Origin of the sequence: Streptomyces sp. NPDC001027 (genome assembly GCF_040299045.1) — a bacterium.
In the GTDB taxonomy this organism is placed as follows: domain Bacteria; phylum Actinomycetota; class Actinomycetes; order Streptomycetales; family Streptomycetaceae; genus Streptomyces.
This window is the reverse complement of sequence record NZ_JBEPBI010000003.1, coordinates 57,085-74,230: the sequence shown is the minus strand read 5'-3', so window position 1 is coordinate 74,230 and position 17,146 is coordinate 57,085. Positions and strand designations below refer to the sequence as shown.

Below are 17,146 nucleotides of genomic sequence, written 5' to 3'. Positions count from 1 at the left end.
TCACATCCGGAAGACGCCGAAGCCGCCGCGGGCGCCCTCGTACGGGGCCGTGTGCACGGCCGACAGGCACAGACCGAGGACGGTGCGGGTGTCGCGCGGGTCGATGACGCCGTCGTCGTACAGCCGCCCCGACAGGAACATGGGCAGCGACTCGGACTCGATCTGCTGCTCCACCATGGCGCGCAGGGCGGCGTCGGCGTCCTCGTCGTAGGGGTGGCCCTTCGCGGCCGCCGACTGCCGGGCGACGATCGACAGGACGCCGGCGAGCTGCTGCGGGCCCATCACGGCCGACTTGGCGCTCGGCCAGGCGAACAGGAACCGGGGGTCGTAGGCGCGTCCGCACATGCCGTAGTGGCCGGCGCCGTACGACGCGCCCATGAGCACCGACAGGTGCGGGACCCTCGAGTTGGACACCGCGTTGATCATCATCGCGCCGTGCTTGATGATGCCGCCCTGCTCGTACTCCTTGCCGACCATGTAGCCGGTGGTGTTGTGCAGGAAGAGCAGCGGGATGTCGCGCTGGTTGGCGAGCTGGACGAACTGGGCGGCCTTCTGCGACTCGGCGCTGAACAGGACGCCCTGGGCGTTCGCCAGGATGCCGACGGGGTAGCCGTGCAGGGTCGCCCAGCCGGTCGTCAGGCTCGTCCCGTACAACGGCTTGAACTCGTCGAAGTCGGAGCCGTCGACGATCCGGGCGATGACCTCGCGCGGGTCGAAGGGGGTCCGCAGGTCCCCGGGGACGATTCCCAGGAGCTCTTCCTCGTCATACCTGGGAGGGACGGCCGGGCCCGGGTCCGGGTACGCCTTGCGGTGGTTGAGGCGGGCTACCACGCGCCGCGCCTGGCGCAGCGCGTCCCGCTCGTCGACGGCGAAGTGGTCGGCGAGACCGGACACGCGCGCGTGCATCTCCGCGCCGCCCAGGGACTCGTCGTCGCTCTCCTCCCCGGTGGCCATCTTCACCAGCGGCGGCCCGCCGAGGAACACCTTCGCCCGCTCCTTGACCATGATCACGTGGTCGGACATGCCGGGGACGTACGCGCCGCCCGCGGTGGAGTTCCCGAAGACGACGGCGACGGTCGGGATCCCGGCGGCGGAGAGCCGGGTCAGGTCGCGGAAGACGGCCCCGCCCGGGATGAAGATCTCCTTCTGGGACGGCAGGTCGGCGCCGCCCGACTCCACCAGGCTGATGCAGGGCAGCCGGTTGGCGAGCGCGATGTCGTTGGCCCGCAGTGCCTTCTTCAGCGACCAGGGGTTGCTGGCGCCGCCCCGCACGGTGGGGTCGTTGGCGGTGATCAGGCACTGAACGCCCTCGACGACCCCGATGCCGGTGACGAGGGAGGCGCCGACGGCGTGATCGCTGCCCCAGGCGGCCAGCGGCGACAGTTCCAGGAACGGCGTGTCGGGGTCGAGGAGCAGCTCGACGCGCTCGCGGGCGAGGAGCTTGCCGCGCGCGCGGTGCCGGGCGACGTACTTCTCCCCTCCCCCCGCCAGCGCCTTCGCGTGCTCGGCGTCGAGGCCGGCCAGCTTGCCGAGCATCGCCTCGCGGTGGGCGCGGTAGTCGGGGCCGTGGGTGTCCAGGGCGGACGTGATGACCGTCAAAGGAGGGCCTCCGGAATGTCCAGACAGCGGGAGCGCAGCCATTCGCCGAGCGCCTTGGCCTGTGGGTCGAAGCGGTGCTGGGCGGCCACGCCTGCGCCGAGGACGCCCTCGACGACGAAGTTCAGGGCGCGCAGCCGGGGCAGGACGTGCCGGGTGACGGTCAGGGGGCGGCACTCGGGGAGGAGTTCGCGCAGCCGGTCGGTCGTCAGCTCGTGGGCGAGCCAGCGCCAGGCGTCGTCCGTGCGCGCCCAGACGCCGACGTTGGCGTCGCCGCCCTTGTCGCCGCTGCGGGCGCCGGCGACCAGTCCGAGGGGCGCGCGCCGCACGGGGCCGGGCGGCAGCGGCTCGGGCAGAGCGGGTTCCGGCGCCGCCTCCAGCGGGCGGACGCCGTCGGCCGGCGGCGCGGGGACGGTCAGACGGCGGCCGTCGTGCAGGACGGCGACGTGCTCCACGTCCCCCTGCGGGACGTACGACGCCTCGAACACGCCGTACGGGGATCCCTTGCCCGGGGGCGCGAGGAGATGGAAGCCGGGGTAGCTGCCGAGCGCCAGCTCGACGGCCGCCCCGCTCAAGGACCGCCCGACGACGGCCTGTTCGGGGTCTCGCACGACGAGCCGCAGCAGTGCGCCGGCGGTCTCCTCGGTGTCGGCGTCCGGCCGGTCGGTGCGGACGAGTTCCCAACGGACCTCTGCCGGGGGCGATTTGGCGAGCGCGTCGGTCATCTGCTCGCGCGCCAGCGCCGCCTTGGCCTCGATGTCGAGGCCGGTGAGCACGAAGACGACCTCGTTGCGGAAGCCGCCGAGGCGGGTGCGGCCGACCTTGAGGTCGGGCGGCGGGGCCTCACCCCGCACGCCGTCTATCCGCACCCGGTCCGGGCCGTCCTGGGTGAGCCGCACCGTGTCCAGCCGGGCGGTGACGTCGGGGCCGGCGTACCGGGCGCCGCCCGTCTCGTACAGCAGCTGGGCGGTCACCGTGCCGACGTCCACGAAGCCGCCCGTGCCGGGGTGCTTGGTGATGACGCAGCTGCCGTCCTCGTGGATCTCGGCGAGCGGGAAGCCGGGCCGCCGCAGGTCGCGTCCGGCGCCGCCGTCGGCGAAGAACGCGTAGTTGCCGCCCGTCGCCTGGGTCCCGCACTCCAGGACGTGACCGGCGACGACCGCGCCCGCGAGGCGGTCGTACTCCCGCGGCCCCCAGCCGAAACGGGCGGCGGCGGGCCCGGTCACCAGGGCCGCGTCGGTGACCCGCCCGGTGACGACGACGTCCGCGCCCTCGCGCAGACAGGCGGCGATGCCGAAGCCGCCGAGGTAGGCGTGGGCGGTGAGGCTGCCGGGCCACCGGGGGCCGACGTCGTCTCCCTCGACGTGCGCGACGCGCACCGGGACGCCGAGCCGTCGCGCCGTCTCCCGCACGGCGTCGGCGAGCCCGGCCGGGTTGAGGCCGCCGGCGTTGGCGACGATCCGCACCCCGCGCTCGTGGGCGAGGCCGAGGCACTCCTCGAGCTGCCGCAGGAAGGTGCGGGCGTATCCGGCGGCTGGATCCTTCAGCCGGTCGCGGCCCAGGATCAGCATGGTCAGCTCGGCGAGGTAGTCGCCGGTGACGACGTCCAGCTCGCCGCCGGTGAGCATCTCGCGCAGGGCGTCGAAGCGGTCGCCGTAGAAGCCGGAGGCGTTGCCCACGCGCAGCACGCTCACGCCGCCGTCCCCTTGGGCGGACGGCCGCTGCCGGGCGGCCCCGCGAAGGCCTGGGCGACGTCCAGCCAGCGGTCGGCGTCGGCGCCCTCGGCACGCAGACCGAGGTCGGCGCGGTGGGCGCGCTGGGTCACCAGGCGACAGAAGTCGACGGCGGAGCCGGTGACCCGGTCGTCGGCGTCCTCGGGACCGTACGTCCACAACTGCCCCGAGGGGCTGCGCAGTTCCACGCGGAACTCCTCGAAGGGCGCGGGCAGCCCGTGCACGCCGAACGCATAGTCACGGGTGCGCACGCCGAGGCGCACGATGTGCCGCAGCCGGTCGGTCGGCACGGGCTCCACGCCGAGCGCGTCGGCCACGTCCAGGCCGTGCGCCCAGGTCTCCATGAGCCGCGCGGTGGCCATCGAGGCGGCGGCCATCGGGGGGCCGTACCAGGGGAAGCGCGCACCCGACGGGGCGGCGCGCAACGCCTCCTGCAAGGCCTCGCGCCCGGCCCGCCAGTCCGCGAGGAGCTGCCCGGGCGGCAGGGCGGCCCCCTCCTCGGCGCCGTTGTCCACGAAGTCGCCGGGCGCGGCGAGCGCCTTCTCGACCTCACGGGAGAAGGCGTCCTCGTCGGTCACGGCCAGCACGGAGGATCGGTCGGTCCAGGCGAGATGGGCGATCTGGTGGGCGACGGTCCAGCCGGGCGCGGGCGTCGGCAGCGCCCACTGCGCCGCCTCCAACCCGGCCACCAAGCGGTCGAGTTCGTCGCTTTCGGCACGGAGGTCGTCGAGCACGGGGATGGGGTCGGCCATGGGGGGAGCATGGCAGCGGCGCCGAAAACAATCAAGCGTGCTTGCATGAATTAACGCGCCGTCAACGCCCGGCCGCTCGGCGACTGCGCCACACGAGGAACGCGCGGCTCCCCGGCACGAGGAATCCGCGGCTCCCCGGCACGAGGAATCCGCGGCTCCCCGGCACGAGGAATCCGCGGCTCCCCGGCACGAGGAACGCGCGACGGCGCGCGAGGAACGCGCGGTGGGTCACATGGAGAACTCGCAGTAGAGGTGGTGCCCCGCGGCGCGCGCCGGGGCGGCCACCTCCGCCAGATCCGTCAGGAACGCGACCAGGTCCTCCGGGTACCAGCCGGGCGAGAACTCCTCGATGCGCGACCAGGGCTCGGCGACCTCGCGGAAGCGGTCGGGCGTCGCCGTCGCGACGGCGTCCCGCAGCTCGTCGGTCACGGTCACCAGCGCCTGCTCCGACGCCTCGTCGGTGAGGAACCGGCAGAAGCGCGGCAGCCGGACGACCTCGTCGTACGGCACACCGGTGAGCAGGCTCTGCCCCTGGCCCAGTTCGACGTACGGACCGAGGCCCTTCACGGACAGGGGTGAAAGAGGCCGTTTCTCGACCTGCCGCCAGAACAGGTCCGTGAACGCCGCCTCGTCGTCGGGGGCGCTGAAATACTCGTAGAACGTGCTCATGGGCGCATGCTGCCACCGCACGCCGAAGGCCTCCGCCAGGGCCGCGTCAAGCCGCCGTCAAGCCTCGGCCAACGCCCTCCCGCGCCGCTCGCCCACAGCCCGCGCCCGCCGCTCAGGCCTCCGGAACGACTGCCTTGCGCCGCCCGACCTGGGTCCGCACCGCGCCCATGCTCGCCGCCACGACCAGGGCGATCGCGGCCGCCTGGACCGCGGTCAGGGCCTGGTCGAGGATGAGGAAGCCCGCGGTGGCGGCGATGGCCGGCTCCAGGCTCATCAGGATCGCGAAGGTGGACGCGGGCATGCGGCGCAGGGCGAGCAGTTCGAGGGTGTAGGGCAGGACCGAGGACAGCAGGGCCACGGCCGCGCCCAGGCCCAGTGTGACCGGGTCGGCGAGCTTCGCGCCCGACTCCACGAGCCCCAGCGGGAGGAAGAGCAGCGCGCCCACCGCCATCGCCAGGGCGAGCCCGTCGGCCTGCGGGAACCGCCGGCCGGTGCGCGCGCTGAAGACGATGTACGCCGCCCACATCGCGCCGGCGCCCAGGGCGAACGCGACGCCCGCCGGGTCGAGCGCGCCGAAGCCCGCGCCGCCCTCGCCGTGACCGCCGCCGCCTCCGCCGCCGCCGCTGAGCAGGAACACGCCGACGAGGGCCAGCGCGGCCCACACCAGGTTCAGCGCGCGGCGCGAGGCGACGACCGAGAGGGCCAGCGGGCCGAGGACCTCCAGCGTCACCGCCGGGCCCAGCGGGATGCGGTCAAGCGCCTGGTAGAACAGGCCGTTCATCGCGGCCATCGTGACGCCGAAGACGACGACCGTCCCCCAGTCGGCGCGTGAGTGGCCGCGCAGCCGCGGCCGGCAGACGACGAGCAGGACCACGGCGGCCACCAGCAGCCGCAGCGCCACCACGCCCAGGGCGCCGGCCCTGGGCATCAGCGTCACGGCGAGCGCGCCGCCGAACTGCACCGAGATCCCGCCGGCGAGCACCAGCCCGACGGGACCGAGGGAGCCGAGGGAGCCGAACCGGCCCGGGCCTGCCCCCGGGGCGCCGGAGGGCCGCGGCGAGGCGGCGGGGACGGTGGTGGCGGTGGTGGCGGCTGTGTCGGGGGCGGTCACGGGCGGTCCAGGTGTTCGGCTGGGTGTCTTCGGCTCGGCGCGTCCATCTTGATGCACTTCTGAGTCCACATTAGTGGACTACGACAGGTGTGTGAACTGTTTATGCCTCTGTCTCAGGCTACGAGACGTCGCGGGCCGGGAGCGCGAACAGGGGGCGGGGGCGGGCAGGGGCTATCGGCGGGCCAGGTACAGGTTCAGCGCCGCGTGCAGCACCCTGTTGAGGGGAAAGTCCCACTCGCCCAGATACTCGACCGCCTGACCGCCCGTGCCCGCCTTGAAGCGGAGCAGACCGAGCAGAGGGTCGGACTCGTCCAGCGTGTCCGTGATCCCCCGCAGGTCGTAGACGGCCGCACCCTGCTCGTGGGCGTCCGCCATCATGCGCCACTGCAAGGCGTTGCTGGGCTGGACCTCTCGTCTGCGAGCGGTCGAGGCGCCGTAGGAGTACCAGACGTGCTCGCCGACGGTCAGCATGGTGGCCGCGGCGAGGACCTCGCCGTCGTGGTACGCGAGGTAGAGCCGCATCCGGTCGGGATGCTCGGCGTTCAGCGCGCTCCACATCCGCCGGAAGTAGGACAGCGGGCGCGGGACGAAGCGGTCGCGCTCGGCGGTCTCGGCGTACAGCTCGTAGAAGGCCGACAGGTCCTCGGCTTCGCCCCGGACCACCTTCACGCCCGCGTTCTGCGCCTTCTTGATGTTGCGCCGCCACTGCTGGTTCAGGCCGCCGCGGACGTCTTCCAGGGACCGCCCCGCGAACGGGACCTGGAAGACGTGACGCGGCTGGCCCGCGGCGAATCCCTCCTCCCCGCCGCGCTCGGCCTGCCGCCAGCCGGCCCGGCGCAGCCGGTCGGCGACGTCCTGGGCGCCCTGCTCGTACGAGGTCGGCTCGACGTCCCCCAGCCGGTGGGCGTCCGGGTCGGCGACGGCGGCCTTGACGGCGTCGGCGCTCCAGCGCCGCAGGACGACGGGCGGGCCCATCTTCACCGAGAACGCCCCCCGCTCCTTGAGGTGCGCGAGCATCGGCGCCAGCCAGCGCTCGGCGAGATCCGGCGCGTGCCAGTCGACGACCGGCCCCTCGGGCAGGTACGCCAGGTACCTGCGCAGCCTCGGCAACGGCCGCAGCAGCACCAGTCCGGCCCCCACGAGGGCGCCCGTCCCGTCGGTCCAGCCCAGGCTCTCGGCCCGCCAGTCCGGCTTCACGTCACCCCACGACGGGATCTGCATATGGCTGACGGAGGGACGTCCCGCGACGAACGCCAGATGCTCGTCACGACTGAGGGACCGGACACACAGACTCATACGGGGGGCTCCTTCGGGGCGCCGTTCAGCCGGCCGTACGACCGCTGCGGCCACACCCTAGGAGCCCGTCGCCGCGCTCCCGCGGTCCTGACGCAGCCCGCGTCCGCGTGTCCCCGCGCCGCTACCCGCGCGTGGGTCCCCCCTCGTCGTCCGGACCCTTTGCCGCCGCCTGCGCCGCCTCCGGGAGGGCCTCCGCCAGGGCCTCCGCGAGGTGTCTCCCCCGCACCCCCGCCAACTGGTCCAACTGGGTGCGGCAGGAGTAGCCGTCGGCCAGGACCAGCGCGTCCCCGGGGGCGGCCCGCACGGACGGCAGGAGCCGTTCCTCCGCGCAGGCCGCCGACACCTCGAAGCGGCCCGCCGTGAACCCGAAGTCGCCCGCCAGGCCGCAGCAGCCGCCGCTCAGGTCGCCGGTGAGACCCGCGGCCGCGCGCAGCCGCCGTTCGGCCGCGTCGCCCAGCACCGCGTGCTGGTGGCAGTGGGTCTGGCCGACCGCCGGACGGTCCAGCCGGGGCGGCGCCCAGTCGGGGGCGTGCCGTTCCAGGGCCTCCGCGAACGTGAGGACGCGGGCCGCCAGACGGGCCGCGCGCGGGTCGTCGTGCAGCAGCTCGGGCAGGTCGGTGCGCAGGGCGGCCGCACAGCTGGGCTCCAGGACGACGACCGGAGCGTCCGTCTCCAGCACCGGTTCCATCAGGTCGAGCGTGCGGCGCAGCACCACGCGCGCGTGGTCGAGCTGGCCGGTCGAGACGTACGTCAGCCCGCAGCAGACCCGGCCGCGGCGGGCGGTCGCCAGCACGGCCGCGCTCCGGGACCGGCCGTCGCCCACCGGCCTCCCCCGCATGCGCAGCGTCGGCGGCAGCGCCACCCGCAGTCCCGCCGCCTCCAGCACCCGGACGGCCGCCCGGCCCACGGACGGCGAGAGGTGCTCGGTGAAGGTGTCGGGCCACAGGACGACCAGATCGCCCGGCTCCCGGCTCCCGCGGCCGGGCCCGCTCCCGGTACCAGGCCCGCTGCCGGTACCGGGCCCGCTGCCTGCGCCACGCCCCCGCCACCACGCGCTGAAGGTCTCGCGCGCCAGCCGCGGAAGCGCCCGCTCCGGGGCGATCCCGGCCGCCCGCTTCGCGAGCCGGGCCAGCGGCCTCACAGAGGCCAGCGCGTTCACGGCCGCCGCCGCCCGCAGCCGCGCCGCCCACCGCAGCCACACCGGCAGCCGCCCCATGCTGTAGTGCGCGGCCGGGCGCCGGCGGCCCGCGTAGTGGTGGTGCAGGAACTCCGCCTTGTAGGTGGCCATGTCGACCTCGACCGGGCAGTCCGAGCGACAGCCCTTGCAGGACAGGCACAGGTCCAGCGCGTCCCGCACCTCGGTGGAGCGCCAGCCGTCCGTCACCAGCTCGCCGGCCAGCATCTCGTGCAGCAGCCGGGCCCGCCCGCGCGTGGAGTGCTCCTCGCGGCCCGTGACCCGGAACGACGGGCACATCACCCCCGTCTCCGCCGCCCCGCCCGACGCTCCCGCGGGTCCCGTCGCCCCCGCCGTCGTACGGCACTTCGCGACCCCCACGCACCGGCGCACCGCCGCCGCGAAGTCGCCGCCGTCGGACGGGTATCCGAACGCCACGTCCACCGGCTCGCGGGGCAGGACGGAGAAGCGCAGGTTGCCGTCGAGAGGCGCGGGACGCACCAGCATCCCGGGGTTGAGCAGGTCGTCCGGGTCCCACACGCCCTTCGCCCGCTCGAACAGCGCGACCAGCTCCGTGCCGTACATCCGGGGCAGCAGTTCGGCCCGCGCCTGCCCGTCCCCGTGCTCGCCCGAGAGCGAGCCGCCGTGCGACACGACCAGCTCCGCCAGCTCCTCCGAGAAGCGCCGGAAACGGGCGACGCCGGCCTGCGACAACAGGTCGAAGTCGATGCGGACGTGGATGCAGCCGTCCCCGAAGTGCCCGTACGGCGTGCCGCGCAGGCCGTGGCGCGCGAGCAGCCCGCGGAAGTCGCGCAGATAGCCGCCGAGCCGCGCGGGCGGCACCGCGCAGTCCTCCCAGCCGGGCCACGCCTCGGACCTTCCCCCAGCCCCAGGGGGCTGGGAGGTGCCCCCAGGCATCCGGGTGGCCGCGCCGCTCGCGTCCTCCCGCACCCGCCACAGCGCCCGCTGCCCGGCCGGGTCCGTCACCACCCGCGCGTCCAGGGCGTCCGCCGCGCGCAGGATCGTCCGGGCACGCGCGTGTGCCTCGTCCGCCGACTCGCCGCCGGTCTCCACGAACAGCCAGGCGCCGCCCCGCGGCAGGTCGACCGCCGCCGCCGGCGGCACCAGGTCGGCCGCCATGCCCTCCACCGTGAGCGGCCCGAACGGCAGCAGCCCGGCCGCGGCCTCGGCGGCGGCGCCCTCGTCGGCGTACCCGAGCACCGCGAGCGCACGCGCGCGTGGCGCCTCGACGAGAGCGACGACCGCCTCCGTCAGCAGGCCCAGGGTGCCTTCGGAGCCGCAGAACGAACGGGCGACGTCCGCGCCGTTCTCCGGCAGCAGCGCGTCCAGGGCGTAACCGGAGATCCGGCGGGGCAGGTCCGGGAAACCGGTCCGCAGCCGCGCGAGGTCCCCCTCCACCAGCGCCCGCAGCCCGTCCGGCGCCCCCGCCCACCCCGGCCCGAGCCGCAGCCGCTCACCGCGCGCGGTGAGCACCGACAGTTCGCGCACGCTGTCCGCCGTGGTCCCCCAGGCCACCGAATGGGACCCGCACGCGTTGTTGCCGATCATCCCGCCGAGCGTGCACCGGCTGTGCGTGGACGGGTCGGGGCCGAAGCGCAGCCCGTGCGGGGCCGCGGCCTCCTGCAACCGGTCGAGCACCAGCCCCGGCTGCACGACGGCCGTGCGCGCCCCCGCGTCCAACGAGACCAGCCGGTTCATGTGCCGGGTGAAGTCCAGCACCACGCCCGTCCCCGTCGCCTGCCCCGCGATGGACGTGCCGCCGCCGCGCGCGACGACCGGCGCCCCGTGCGACCGGCACGCCTCCAGGACGGCCGCCACGTCGTCGGCGTCCCGCGGCGCGACGACGCCGAGCGGGACACGCCGGTAGTTGGACGCGTCCATGGTGACCAGCGCCCGGGCCGTCACCCCGAAATCCACGTCCCCGCGGACGAGCCGCCGCAGCTCCCTCTCGAGGTCCTGGAGATCCGTCATGCCTCCAGCAAACCAAAACGACGCGCCGAAGACCCGTCTCATCCGACGGACGACGTTTCACCTGGGTTTCCCGCACCGGCTAACCTCCTTTCCGTGGCTGAGATCCAGATTCCTGCTGACATCAAGCCCGCCGACGGTCGATTCGGCGCGGGCCCCTCCAAAGTGCGGGTGGAGGCGCTGGACGCCCTGGCCGCCACCGGCACGTCCCTCCTCGGCACCTCCCACCGCCAGGCCCCGGTGAAGAACCTGGTCGGCCAGGTGCGCGCGGGCATCACCGAGCTGTTCCAGCTCCCGGACGGGTACGAGGTGATCCTGGGCAACGGCGGCTCGACCGCGTTCTGGGACGTCGCGACCCACGGTCTGATCGAGAACAAGTCGCAGCACCTCACGTTCGGCGAGTTCAGCTCGAAGTTCGCGAAGGCCGCGAAGCTCGCCCCCTGGCTGGCCGAGCCCACCGTGATCTCCTCCGACCCGGGCACCCACCCCGAGCCGGCCGCCGAGGCGGGCGTCGACGTGTACGCGTTCACGCACAACGAGACGTCCACCGGCGTCGCCGCCCCGCTCCGGCGCGTCCAGGGCGCCGACGAGGGCTCCCTCGTCCTGGTGGACGCCACCTCCGGCGCCGGCGGCCTGCCGGTCGACATCGCCGAGACGGACGTCTACTACTTCGCCCCGCAGAAGTCCTTCGCCTCCGACGGCGGCCTGTGGATCGGCGTGTTCTCCCCGGCCGCAATCGAGCGCGCCGAGCGGATCCACGCGTCCGGCCGCCACATCCCGGAGTTCTTCAGCCTGCCGACGGCGATCGACAACTCCCGGAAGAACCAGACGTACAACACCCCGGCGCTGGCCACCCTGTTCCTGCTCAACCAGCAGCTGGAGTGGATCAACGGCCAGGGCGGCCTCTCCTGGTCCACGGCCCGCACCAAGGACTCCGCCGGCCGCCTCTACGGCTGGGCCGAGGAGTCGAAGCACGCCACTCCGTTCGTCACCGACCCGGCCAAGCGCTCCCAGGTGATCGGCACGATCGACTTCACCGACGACGTGGACGCGGCCGCCGTCGCCAAGGCGCTGCGCGCCAACGGCATCGTCGACACCGAGCCCTACCGCAAGCTCGGCCGCAACCAGCTGCGCGTCGCGATGTTCCCGGCGATCGACCCGTCGGACGTCGAGGCCCTGACGAAGTGCGTCGACTACGTCATCGAGAAGCTGTAGCCGCTGCGCACACGCAGGAAGGGCGCCCGGTGACCGCACCGGGCGCCCTTCGCGTTCAGCTCAGCGGCAGGCCGCTCAGCCGCGCACGCCGATCATGCGGTGCAGGGCGTCGCCGGAGCCCGCGGCGGCCGACTGCTGACCCGCTGCCAGGGCGGACCGCGCCGCAGCGGCCGGCTGGGGGTCGGCGGTCTTCTTGCAGACCGCGTCGGCCACCCCGGAGCCGCGCGGCACGGTGCCGTCGGTGAGGTACCTGGCCAGGTACTCGTCCAGGCAGGCGTTGCCGCTCAGCGTGATGCCGTGGTTGCCGCCGCCCTGCTCCACCACCAGGCTGGAGTGCTTGAGCAGACGGTGCACGGCGACGCCGCCCTGGTAGGGGGTGGCCGCGTCGTTCGTCGCCTGGAACAGCAGCACCGGCGGGAGCTTGCTGTTGGCGACGCTCACCGGCTTCAACGTCTTCGTGGGCCAGTAGGCGCAGGGCGCGTTGTACCAGGCGTTGTTCCAGGCCATGAACGGCGCCTTCTTGTACACGGCCCAGTTGTCCTTGCGCCACTGGTTCCAGTCGCGCGGCCAGGAGACGTCACGGCACTGCACGGCGGTGTAGACGCTGTAACCGTTGTCGCCGGAGGCGTCGATCGCGGCGATGCTCTCGTACGCCTTGACGAGCAGGGCGGCGTTCCCGCCGTTCGCGTACGCGGCGAACGCCGTGGCGAGGGTGGGCCAGTAGCCGTTGTAGTACCCGCCGGGGATGAAGGTGTCCTCCAGCTCGGAGGCGCCCACCTTGCCGCCGGCCGGGTGCTTGGCGAGCGCCGCGCGCATCGCGTACCACTTGGCCTCGATCTTGGCCGGGTCCGTGCCGAGCTTGTACGTGCCGTTGTACTTGGCGATCCACGCCATCAGCGCCTTCTGGCGGGCGTCGAAGGCGTAGTCCTGCGAGATGTTGGCGTCGTACCAGACCCCGCCGGGGTCGACGATCGAGTCCAGCACCAGGCGGCGCACCCGGGTCGGGTAGAGCTTGGCGTAGACCTGGCCCAGGTACGTGCCGTACGAGTAGCCGAAGTAGTTGATCTTCTGGGCGCCGAGCGCCTTGCGGATCGCGTCCATGTCCTTCACGGCGTTGACCGTGTTGATGTACGGCAGGACGGACGCGTACTTCGTCCCGCAGGCCTTGGCGAAGGCCCTCGCGCGCGAGAGGTTGGCCTTCTCGATCGCGGCGGTGCGCGGCACTGAGTCCGGGCGGACCGGGTTGAAGTAGCCCGGCTTGCAGTCCAGGGCGGGCTGGCTCTTGCCCACGCCCCGCGGGTCGAAGCCGATGACGTCGTACTGGGACGCGACCGCCTTCGGCAGCGAGGACGCGACGAACGGGGCGAGGGACAGACCGCTGCCCCCGGGGCCGCCGGGGTTGACCAGCAACGGGCCCTGGTACTTGCGCGCGGTGTGCGGGACACGGGACAGGGCCAGGGTTATCTTCCGGCCCTGCGGCTTGGCGTAGTCGAGCGGCACCTTCACCGACGCGCACTGCAGGGTCGGGGCGTCGTCCGTGGCGCACTTCTTCCAGGTCACACTCGTCGCCCGGGCTGCTGCCTGGGCGGCCTGCGCGGACTGCGACGTCGTGGCCCGGGCCGGGACGGCCGTGAGGCTCCCGGCCAGCACGACGGTCGCGCCGCACAGTACGGCTGTGCTTCTTCTCATGAAGTTCCTTCACGGCAAGGGGGTTCAGCGGACCGGAAGGTTCACGGTCCCCGCGGGATCCTTCCGAAGAAGCCCGGCCGCAAGAAGCGTTTCGACCGACATTTTTTGAACTCGTTTGCTTCACGGGCCCCTCACAGGCCCCTCACAGGCCCCTCATCGGCCCCTCACCGGCCGCTCCGGGCCTGACGTCGACGCCGTACGGCTCGTCGCCGCGACGGCGGCCCGGACGCCCGGCGAACACCTCGCCGGGCGCCCCGCTCTCACGTCGCCGTGCAGCTCACACTCGGCGCACCCGCGCCCCCCGGCGCTCCGCCGAAGCCGAGGCTCGTCGAACCGCCCGCCGCCACCGTGCCGTTGTGCGCGGCGTTGGACGCGGTCACCGTCGCACCGCTCTGGGTGTACGAGGCGTTCCACATGTTCGTCACCCGCTGCGCGCCGCTCCAGGTCCAGGTGACCTTCCAGGACGACAGAGCCTTGGTCCCGGTGTTGGTGACCTTCACCTCGGCGTTGAAGCCGCCGCCCCAGTCGCTGCTGACGGTGTAGGCGGCGCTGCACTCGGCCGTGCTTCCGCCGCCCCCGCCGCCCCCGCCGCCCCCGCCGCCGGGGAAGCCGGGCGCCTTGACGCTCGCCAGATAGCCGTCCTTCACGGTGTCCACGGTCTGCCAGTCGTCCTTCAGGATGCCGCCCGTGTCACCGGAGTTGGGGTTCCACGACCAGAAGGTCCAGTGGAAGGAGTCCGCGCCGGCCGTCGAGGTCGGACGCAGGTAACTCACCAGCGCCGCCAGCCACTTCTGGTCCACCGTGGCCTGGAGCGTGGTGCCGAACTCGCCCACCCACACCGGCGCGATGTTCTGCTTGAAGATGTAGCCCCAGTACTTGTCCCAGATCCCGGGCATGTTCGCCGGGAACGCCGGATCGCTGAACCAGCTCTGCTGGGCGACGCTCGTCGCGTAGTCGTGGGCCGAGTAGACGACCCGGTTCGCCACGTCGAGCTGCACCGGGTACTGGCCGACGCCCATCAGGTTGCCGCCCCACCAGCCGGACACCCCGTTGAACGTCTGCACGCCCTCGACGAAGATCAGCAGGTCGGGGTTGACCGACAGGACCGCGTTCCCGGCCCGCTGCGCGGCCAGCCGCCAGTCCGTCGCCACGTCCCCGCAGCCCCAGCAGGCGGGATCGTGCGGCTCGTTGTGCAGATCGATGCCGACGACCGCGTCCTGGCCCTTGTAACGGGCCGCGAAGGCCTTGAGGTTGGCGATCCACGTCGACTCGGGGACGGCCGCCGTGTACCAGAGGGCCGACTGCCCCCCGGAGTCCGGCCGGTGCCGGTCGAGGATGACCTTGAGGCCGTCCTGCCCGGCGTACGCGACGAGCTTGTCCAGGACCTGGAGCGAGTTGAGGCCCTGGAGCCCGGCGTTCTTGCCGCTGCTGAAGTCGATGCTGTTGGGGACGGTCGAGCTCTTGAAGACGTCGTCGCTGTACGGGATGCGGATCGTGTTGTAGCCCAGCGACTTCATCTGGTCGATCATGCTCTTGTAGTCACGGGACCAGAGGCCGTGCACGACGTAGTTGCCGGTCTCGAAACCGAACCAGTTGATCCCGGCGATCCGTACCGGCTGCCCGGCGGCGTCGAGGATCTGGCGGCCGCTGGTATGCCAGTAACCGGCTCCGGCGTCGGCCGCGCGCACCCCGGCCGCACCGGAGACGCCGGTCGCGCCGGAATCGATCGCCGCCCCGGCGGAGCCGGCGCCCAGCGGTATCAAAAGCGCGGCGGCAACACCGCACAGCACTTTTCGCAAGCTGTTGCGGAACATCTCGCTGCTTCCTCTCGGGAGGCGCGGGCCCGGAACGAATGGGAGCGCTCCCATCGGCCGCGCACTCCCAGGAAACTGACACACCATGACCACGTCAAGAAGTACGGCGACCTCTTCGCGCGGAGCGGCTCGCCGCCCTCCCCTCATCCTCCTCGCGCCCTCAGCACAGGCACGCCCTCAGCACAGGCACGCCGCCAGCGCCGTCAGCACCCGCACGCCCTCAGCGTCGGCGCCGCAGCCGGCGCAGGCCGAGGAAGACGGCGCAGACAGCGGCGGCGGCGAGCGCGCCGACCTTGACCCCGCCCGTGGCCGAGGAGCCCCCGCCGTCGCCGGAGGCGCTCGAACCCCCGCCCCGGGAAGGCGACTTGGAGCCGGACGAGGCCCCCGCGGGAGCGTCCTCCGCCACCACCGAGCTGCCGGCGCCCTCGCTCCCGTACATCAGCTTGGAGCCGTCCGCGGAGTAGCTCACCGACTCGCCCTGCCCTTGCAGCGGCACGTCGAGCCGCCCCTCGCGCTTGATCTTCCCGCCGTTCCAGGCGTAGGAGATGCCGCCGAAGTAGCCGCGGACGGCGAGCTGGGAGCCGTCCGGGGAGAAGGCGGCGTCGGTGGCCCACAGGTCGACGGGGGCGAGGGGCCTGAAGACGTTCGCCCCGGAGGCGGAGAGCTTCGCCGGTCCCTCGTAGAGGTGCCCGCCGTCCTCCTTCTTGTCGATGATGTAGACCCGCCCGGTCTTCGGGTGCACGAGCAGCGACTCGGCGTCGCGCGGGCCGTCGGAGTACTTCACGACGTACTGCGTGGCCTTCACGGTCTGGTCGACCAGCTTCTTCGGCTCGGGCAGCCGGTAGATCCACACGTACTTCCAGGTGCCGCCGAGGTTGTCGCCGATGTCGCCGACCCAGATCTCGCCGCCCGGGCCGATGGAGATCGCCTCGACGTCACGGGGCGTGCCGACGCCGGTCAGGGTGATGCGGGCGACGGTCTTCCCGGTCGCGCTGTCGACGGCGTAGAGGTAGGGGCCGTCGTCGCTGTCGTTGTGGGTCCAGTAGATCCCGGGGTGCTGACGGGAGGCGGCGAGCCCGCTGGACTCGGTGATGCGCGGGTCCTCGAGGGTGAAGCCCTTGTCGCCGTCGGCCGCGGACGCGGCGGGCGCGGCGAGCACGGTGAAGGCGCCCGAGAGCAGGACGGGGGTGAGCAGGGCCGCGGCCCGGACGGCGAAAGATCGGCGCATGCCCACAAGCCTGCCATCCCGCACCGTCGTTCGAGGCTCCGTGGCAGGCCTCACACCCCGGGGCCGCTCTGCGCGCCCCCGCTCGACGCCGTGATCCAGCATCATGAGCGGATGCTCAGGTTGATGCCCGTAGGCGACTCGATGACGATCGGCAGCACGGGCGACCACACGTGGCGCTACCGCATGTGGCGGCACCTGTGCGCAACGTACGGGGGCCCGTTCACCCTGGTCGGCCCGCGCGAGACGCTCTACGACAAGGCGACGGACGCGCCCACGTCGTACGCCTACGCCGACCCCGACTTCCCGCGGGGCCATCTGGCGGGCTGGGGCGAGGGCTGGCAGCAGATGGCCCCGCTGATCAACGACGCGGTGCGCACGACGCGGGCGGACGTGCTGCTGGTCTCGCTCGGCCTCATCGACCTGGGCTTCTACACGAACGCCGAGCAGACGGCGGCGAACGCGCGCGCCTTCGTGGCCGAGGCCCGTGCCGCGAACCCCAGGATCGCCATGGTGTGGCTGCCGGTCATCCCCAACGTCCGCGCCGCGAACGACGAGCCCTTCGCCGCGCAGGTCACCCTCTTCAACGAGCTCCTCGCGAAGACCGCCGCCGACCTGGACGAACGGAACTCCCCCGTCCTCCTGGCCTCGATCCCCCCGGCGTGGGACATCGACACCGACACCTACGACGGGACCCACCCGAACGCGAGCGGCGAACACCGTCTGGCGGAGGCCTTCGCGGAGGCGATGCACCAGGGGTGGGAGCTGGGCGGGGAGTACACGGACTGAGGATCGCGCCCTCGCCCACTTCTGGCATATGCGCGCCACGCCGTGACCTGGTCACCGTGCGTATCGTTGTACTGTGCGGCGGCACCCGTACATG

12 protein-coding genes are annotated in these 17,146 nt (G+C 73.1%); 2 read left to right on the top strand and 10 right to left on the bottom strand.

Going from position 1 to position 17,146, the window contains the following annotated elements:
* From ABT300_RS02165 to ABT300_RS02135, 7 genes are all read right to left on the bottom strand, one after another.
* Positions 1–1,599 (bottom strand): acyl-CoA carboxylase subunit beta, encoded by a 1,599-nt coding sequence (locus ABT300_RS02165; RefSeq protein ID WP_351670803.1) that lies wholly within the window; start codon positions 1,597–1,599, stop codon positions 1–3.
* Entirely contained in the window at positions 1,596–3,290 is a 1,695-nt protein-coding gene (locus tag ABT300_RS02160; RefSeq protein ID WP_351670800.1) for an acyclic terpene utilization AtuA family protein, read from the bottom strand. Before ABT300_RS02160 ends, ABT300_RS02165 begins: the two co-directional genes overlap by 4 nt.
* Positions 3,287–4,081: a TIGR03084 family metal-binding protein gene (locus tag ABT300_RS02155; RefSeq protein WP_351670797.1), complete on the bottom strand. Its 795-nt coding sequence runs from the start codon at positions 4,079–4,081 to the stop codon at positions 3,287–3,289. The genes ABT300_RS02160 and ABT300_RS02155 overlap by 4 nt, the downstream gene beginning before the upstream one ends.
* A gap of 228 nt (positions 4,082–4,309) precedes the next feature.
* A complete protein-coding gene (locus ABT300_RS02150) occupies positions 4,310–4,750 on the bottom strand; it encodes a hypothetical protein (protein WP_351670794.1) in 441 nt (146 codons plus the stop codon).
* 112 nt (positions 4,751–4,862) lie between these two features.
* The gene (locus ABT300_RS02145) at positions 4,863–5,861 is read right to left on the bottom strand and encodes an EamA family transporter (RefSeq protein WP_351670791.1); all 999 of its coding nucleotides are present in this window, start codon (positions 5,859–5,861) and stop codon (positions 4,863–4,865) included.
* A gap of 171 nt (positions 5,862–6,032) precedes the next feature.
* Positions 6,033–7,157 (bottom strand): lipid II:glycine glycyltransferase FemX, encoded by a 1,125-nt coding sequence (locus ABT300_RS02140; protein WP_351670789.1) that lies wholly within the window; start codon positions 7,155–7,157, stop codon positions 6,033–6,035.
* 121 nt (positions 7,158–7,278) lie between these two features.
* The gene (locus ABT300_RS02135) at positions 7,279–10,323 is read right to left on the bottom strand and encodes an FAD-binding and (Fe-S)-binding domain-containing protein (protein WP_351670786.1); all 3,045 of its coding nucleotides are present in this window, start codon (positions 10,321–10,323) and stop codon (positions 7,279–7,281) included.
* A 93-nt stretch (positions 10,324–10,416) separates the two neighbouring features.
* On the opposite strand from ABT300_RS02135, the gene serC reads away from it, so the two are divergent.
* The gene (serC, locus tag ABT300_RS02130; RefSeq protein ID WP_351670783.1) at positions 10,417–11,535 is read left to right on the top strand and encodes a phosphoserine transaminase; all 1,119 of its coding nucleotides are present in this window, start codon (positions 10,417–10,419) and stop codon (positions 11,533–11,535) included.
* A gap of 75 nt (positions 11,536–11,610) precedes the next feature.
* On the opposite strand, the gene ABT300_RS02125 is transcribed toward serC, so the two are convergent.
* The 3 genes from ABT300_RS02125 to ABT300_RS02115 form a co-directional block, all read right to left on the bottom strand.
* A complete protein-coding gene (locus ABT300_RS02125) occupies positions 11,611–13,224 on the bottom strand; it encodes an alpha/beta hydrolase (RefSeq protein WP_351670780.1) in 1,614 nt (537 codons plus the stop codon).
* Positions 13,225–13,484: 260 nt separating this feature from the next.
* Positions 13,485–15,038, bottom strand: coding sequence for a cellulase family glycosylhydrolase (locus ABT300_RS02120; protein ID WP_351670777.1), 1,554 nt, complete (start codon positions 15,036–15,038; stop codon positions 13,485–13,487).
* 220 nt (positions 15,039–15,258) lie between these two features.
* Positions 15,259–16,266 carry a TolB-like translocation protein gene (locus ABT300_RS02115; RefSeq protein WP_351670774.1) on the bottom strand — a complete coding sequence of 336 codons (1,008 nt, stop codon included), beginning with the start codon at positions 16,264–16,266 and terminating at the stop codon, positions 15,259–15,261.
* 111 nt (positions 16,267–16,377) lie between these two features.
* On the opposite strand from ABT300_RS02115, the gene ABT300_RS02110 reads away from it, so the two are divergent.
* A complete protein-coding gene (locus ABT300_RS02110) occupies positions 16,378–17,052 on the top strand; it encodes an SGNH/GDSL hydrolase family protein (RefSeq protein WP_351670771.1) in 675 nt (224 codons plus the stop codon).
* Positions 17,053–17,146 lie beyond the last annotated feature (94 nt).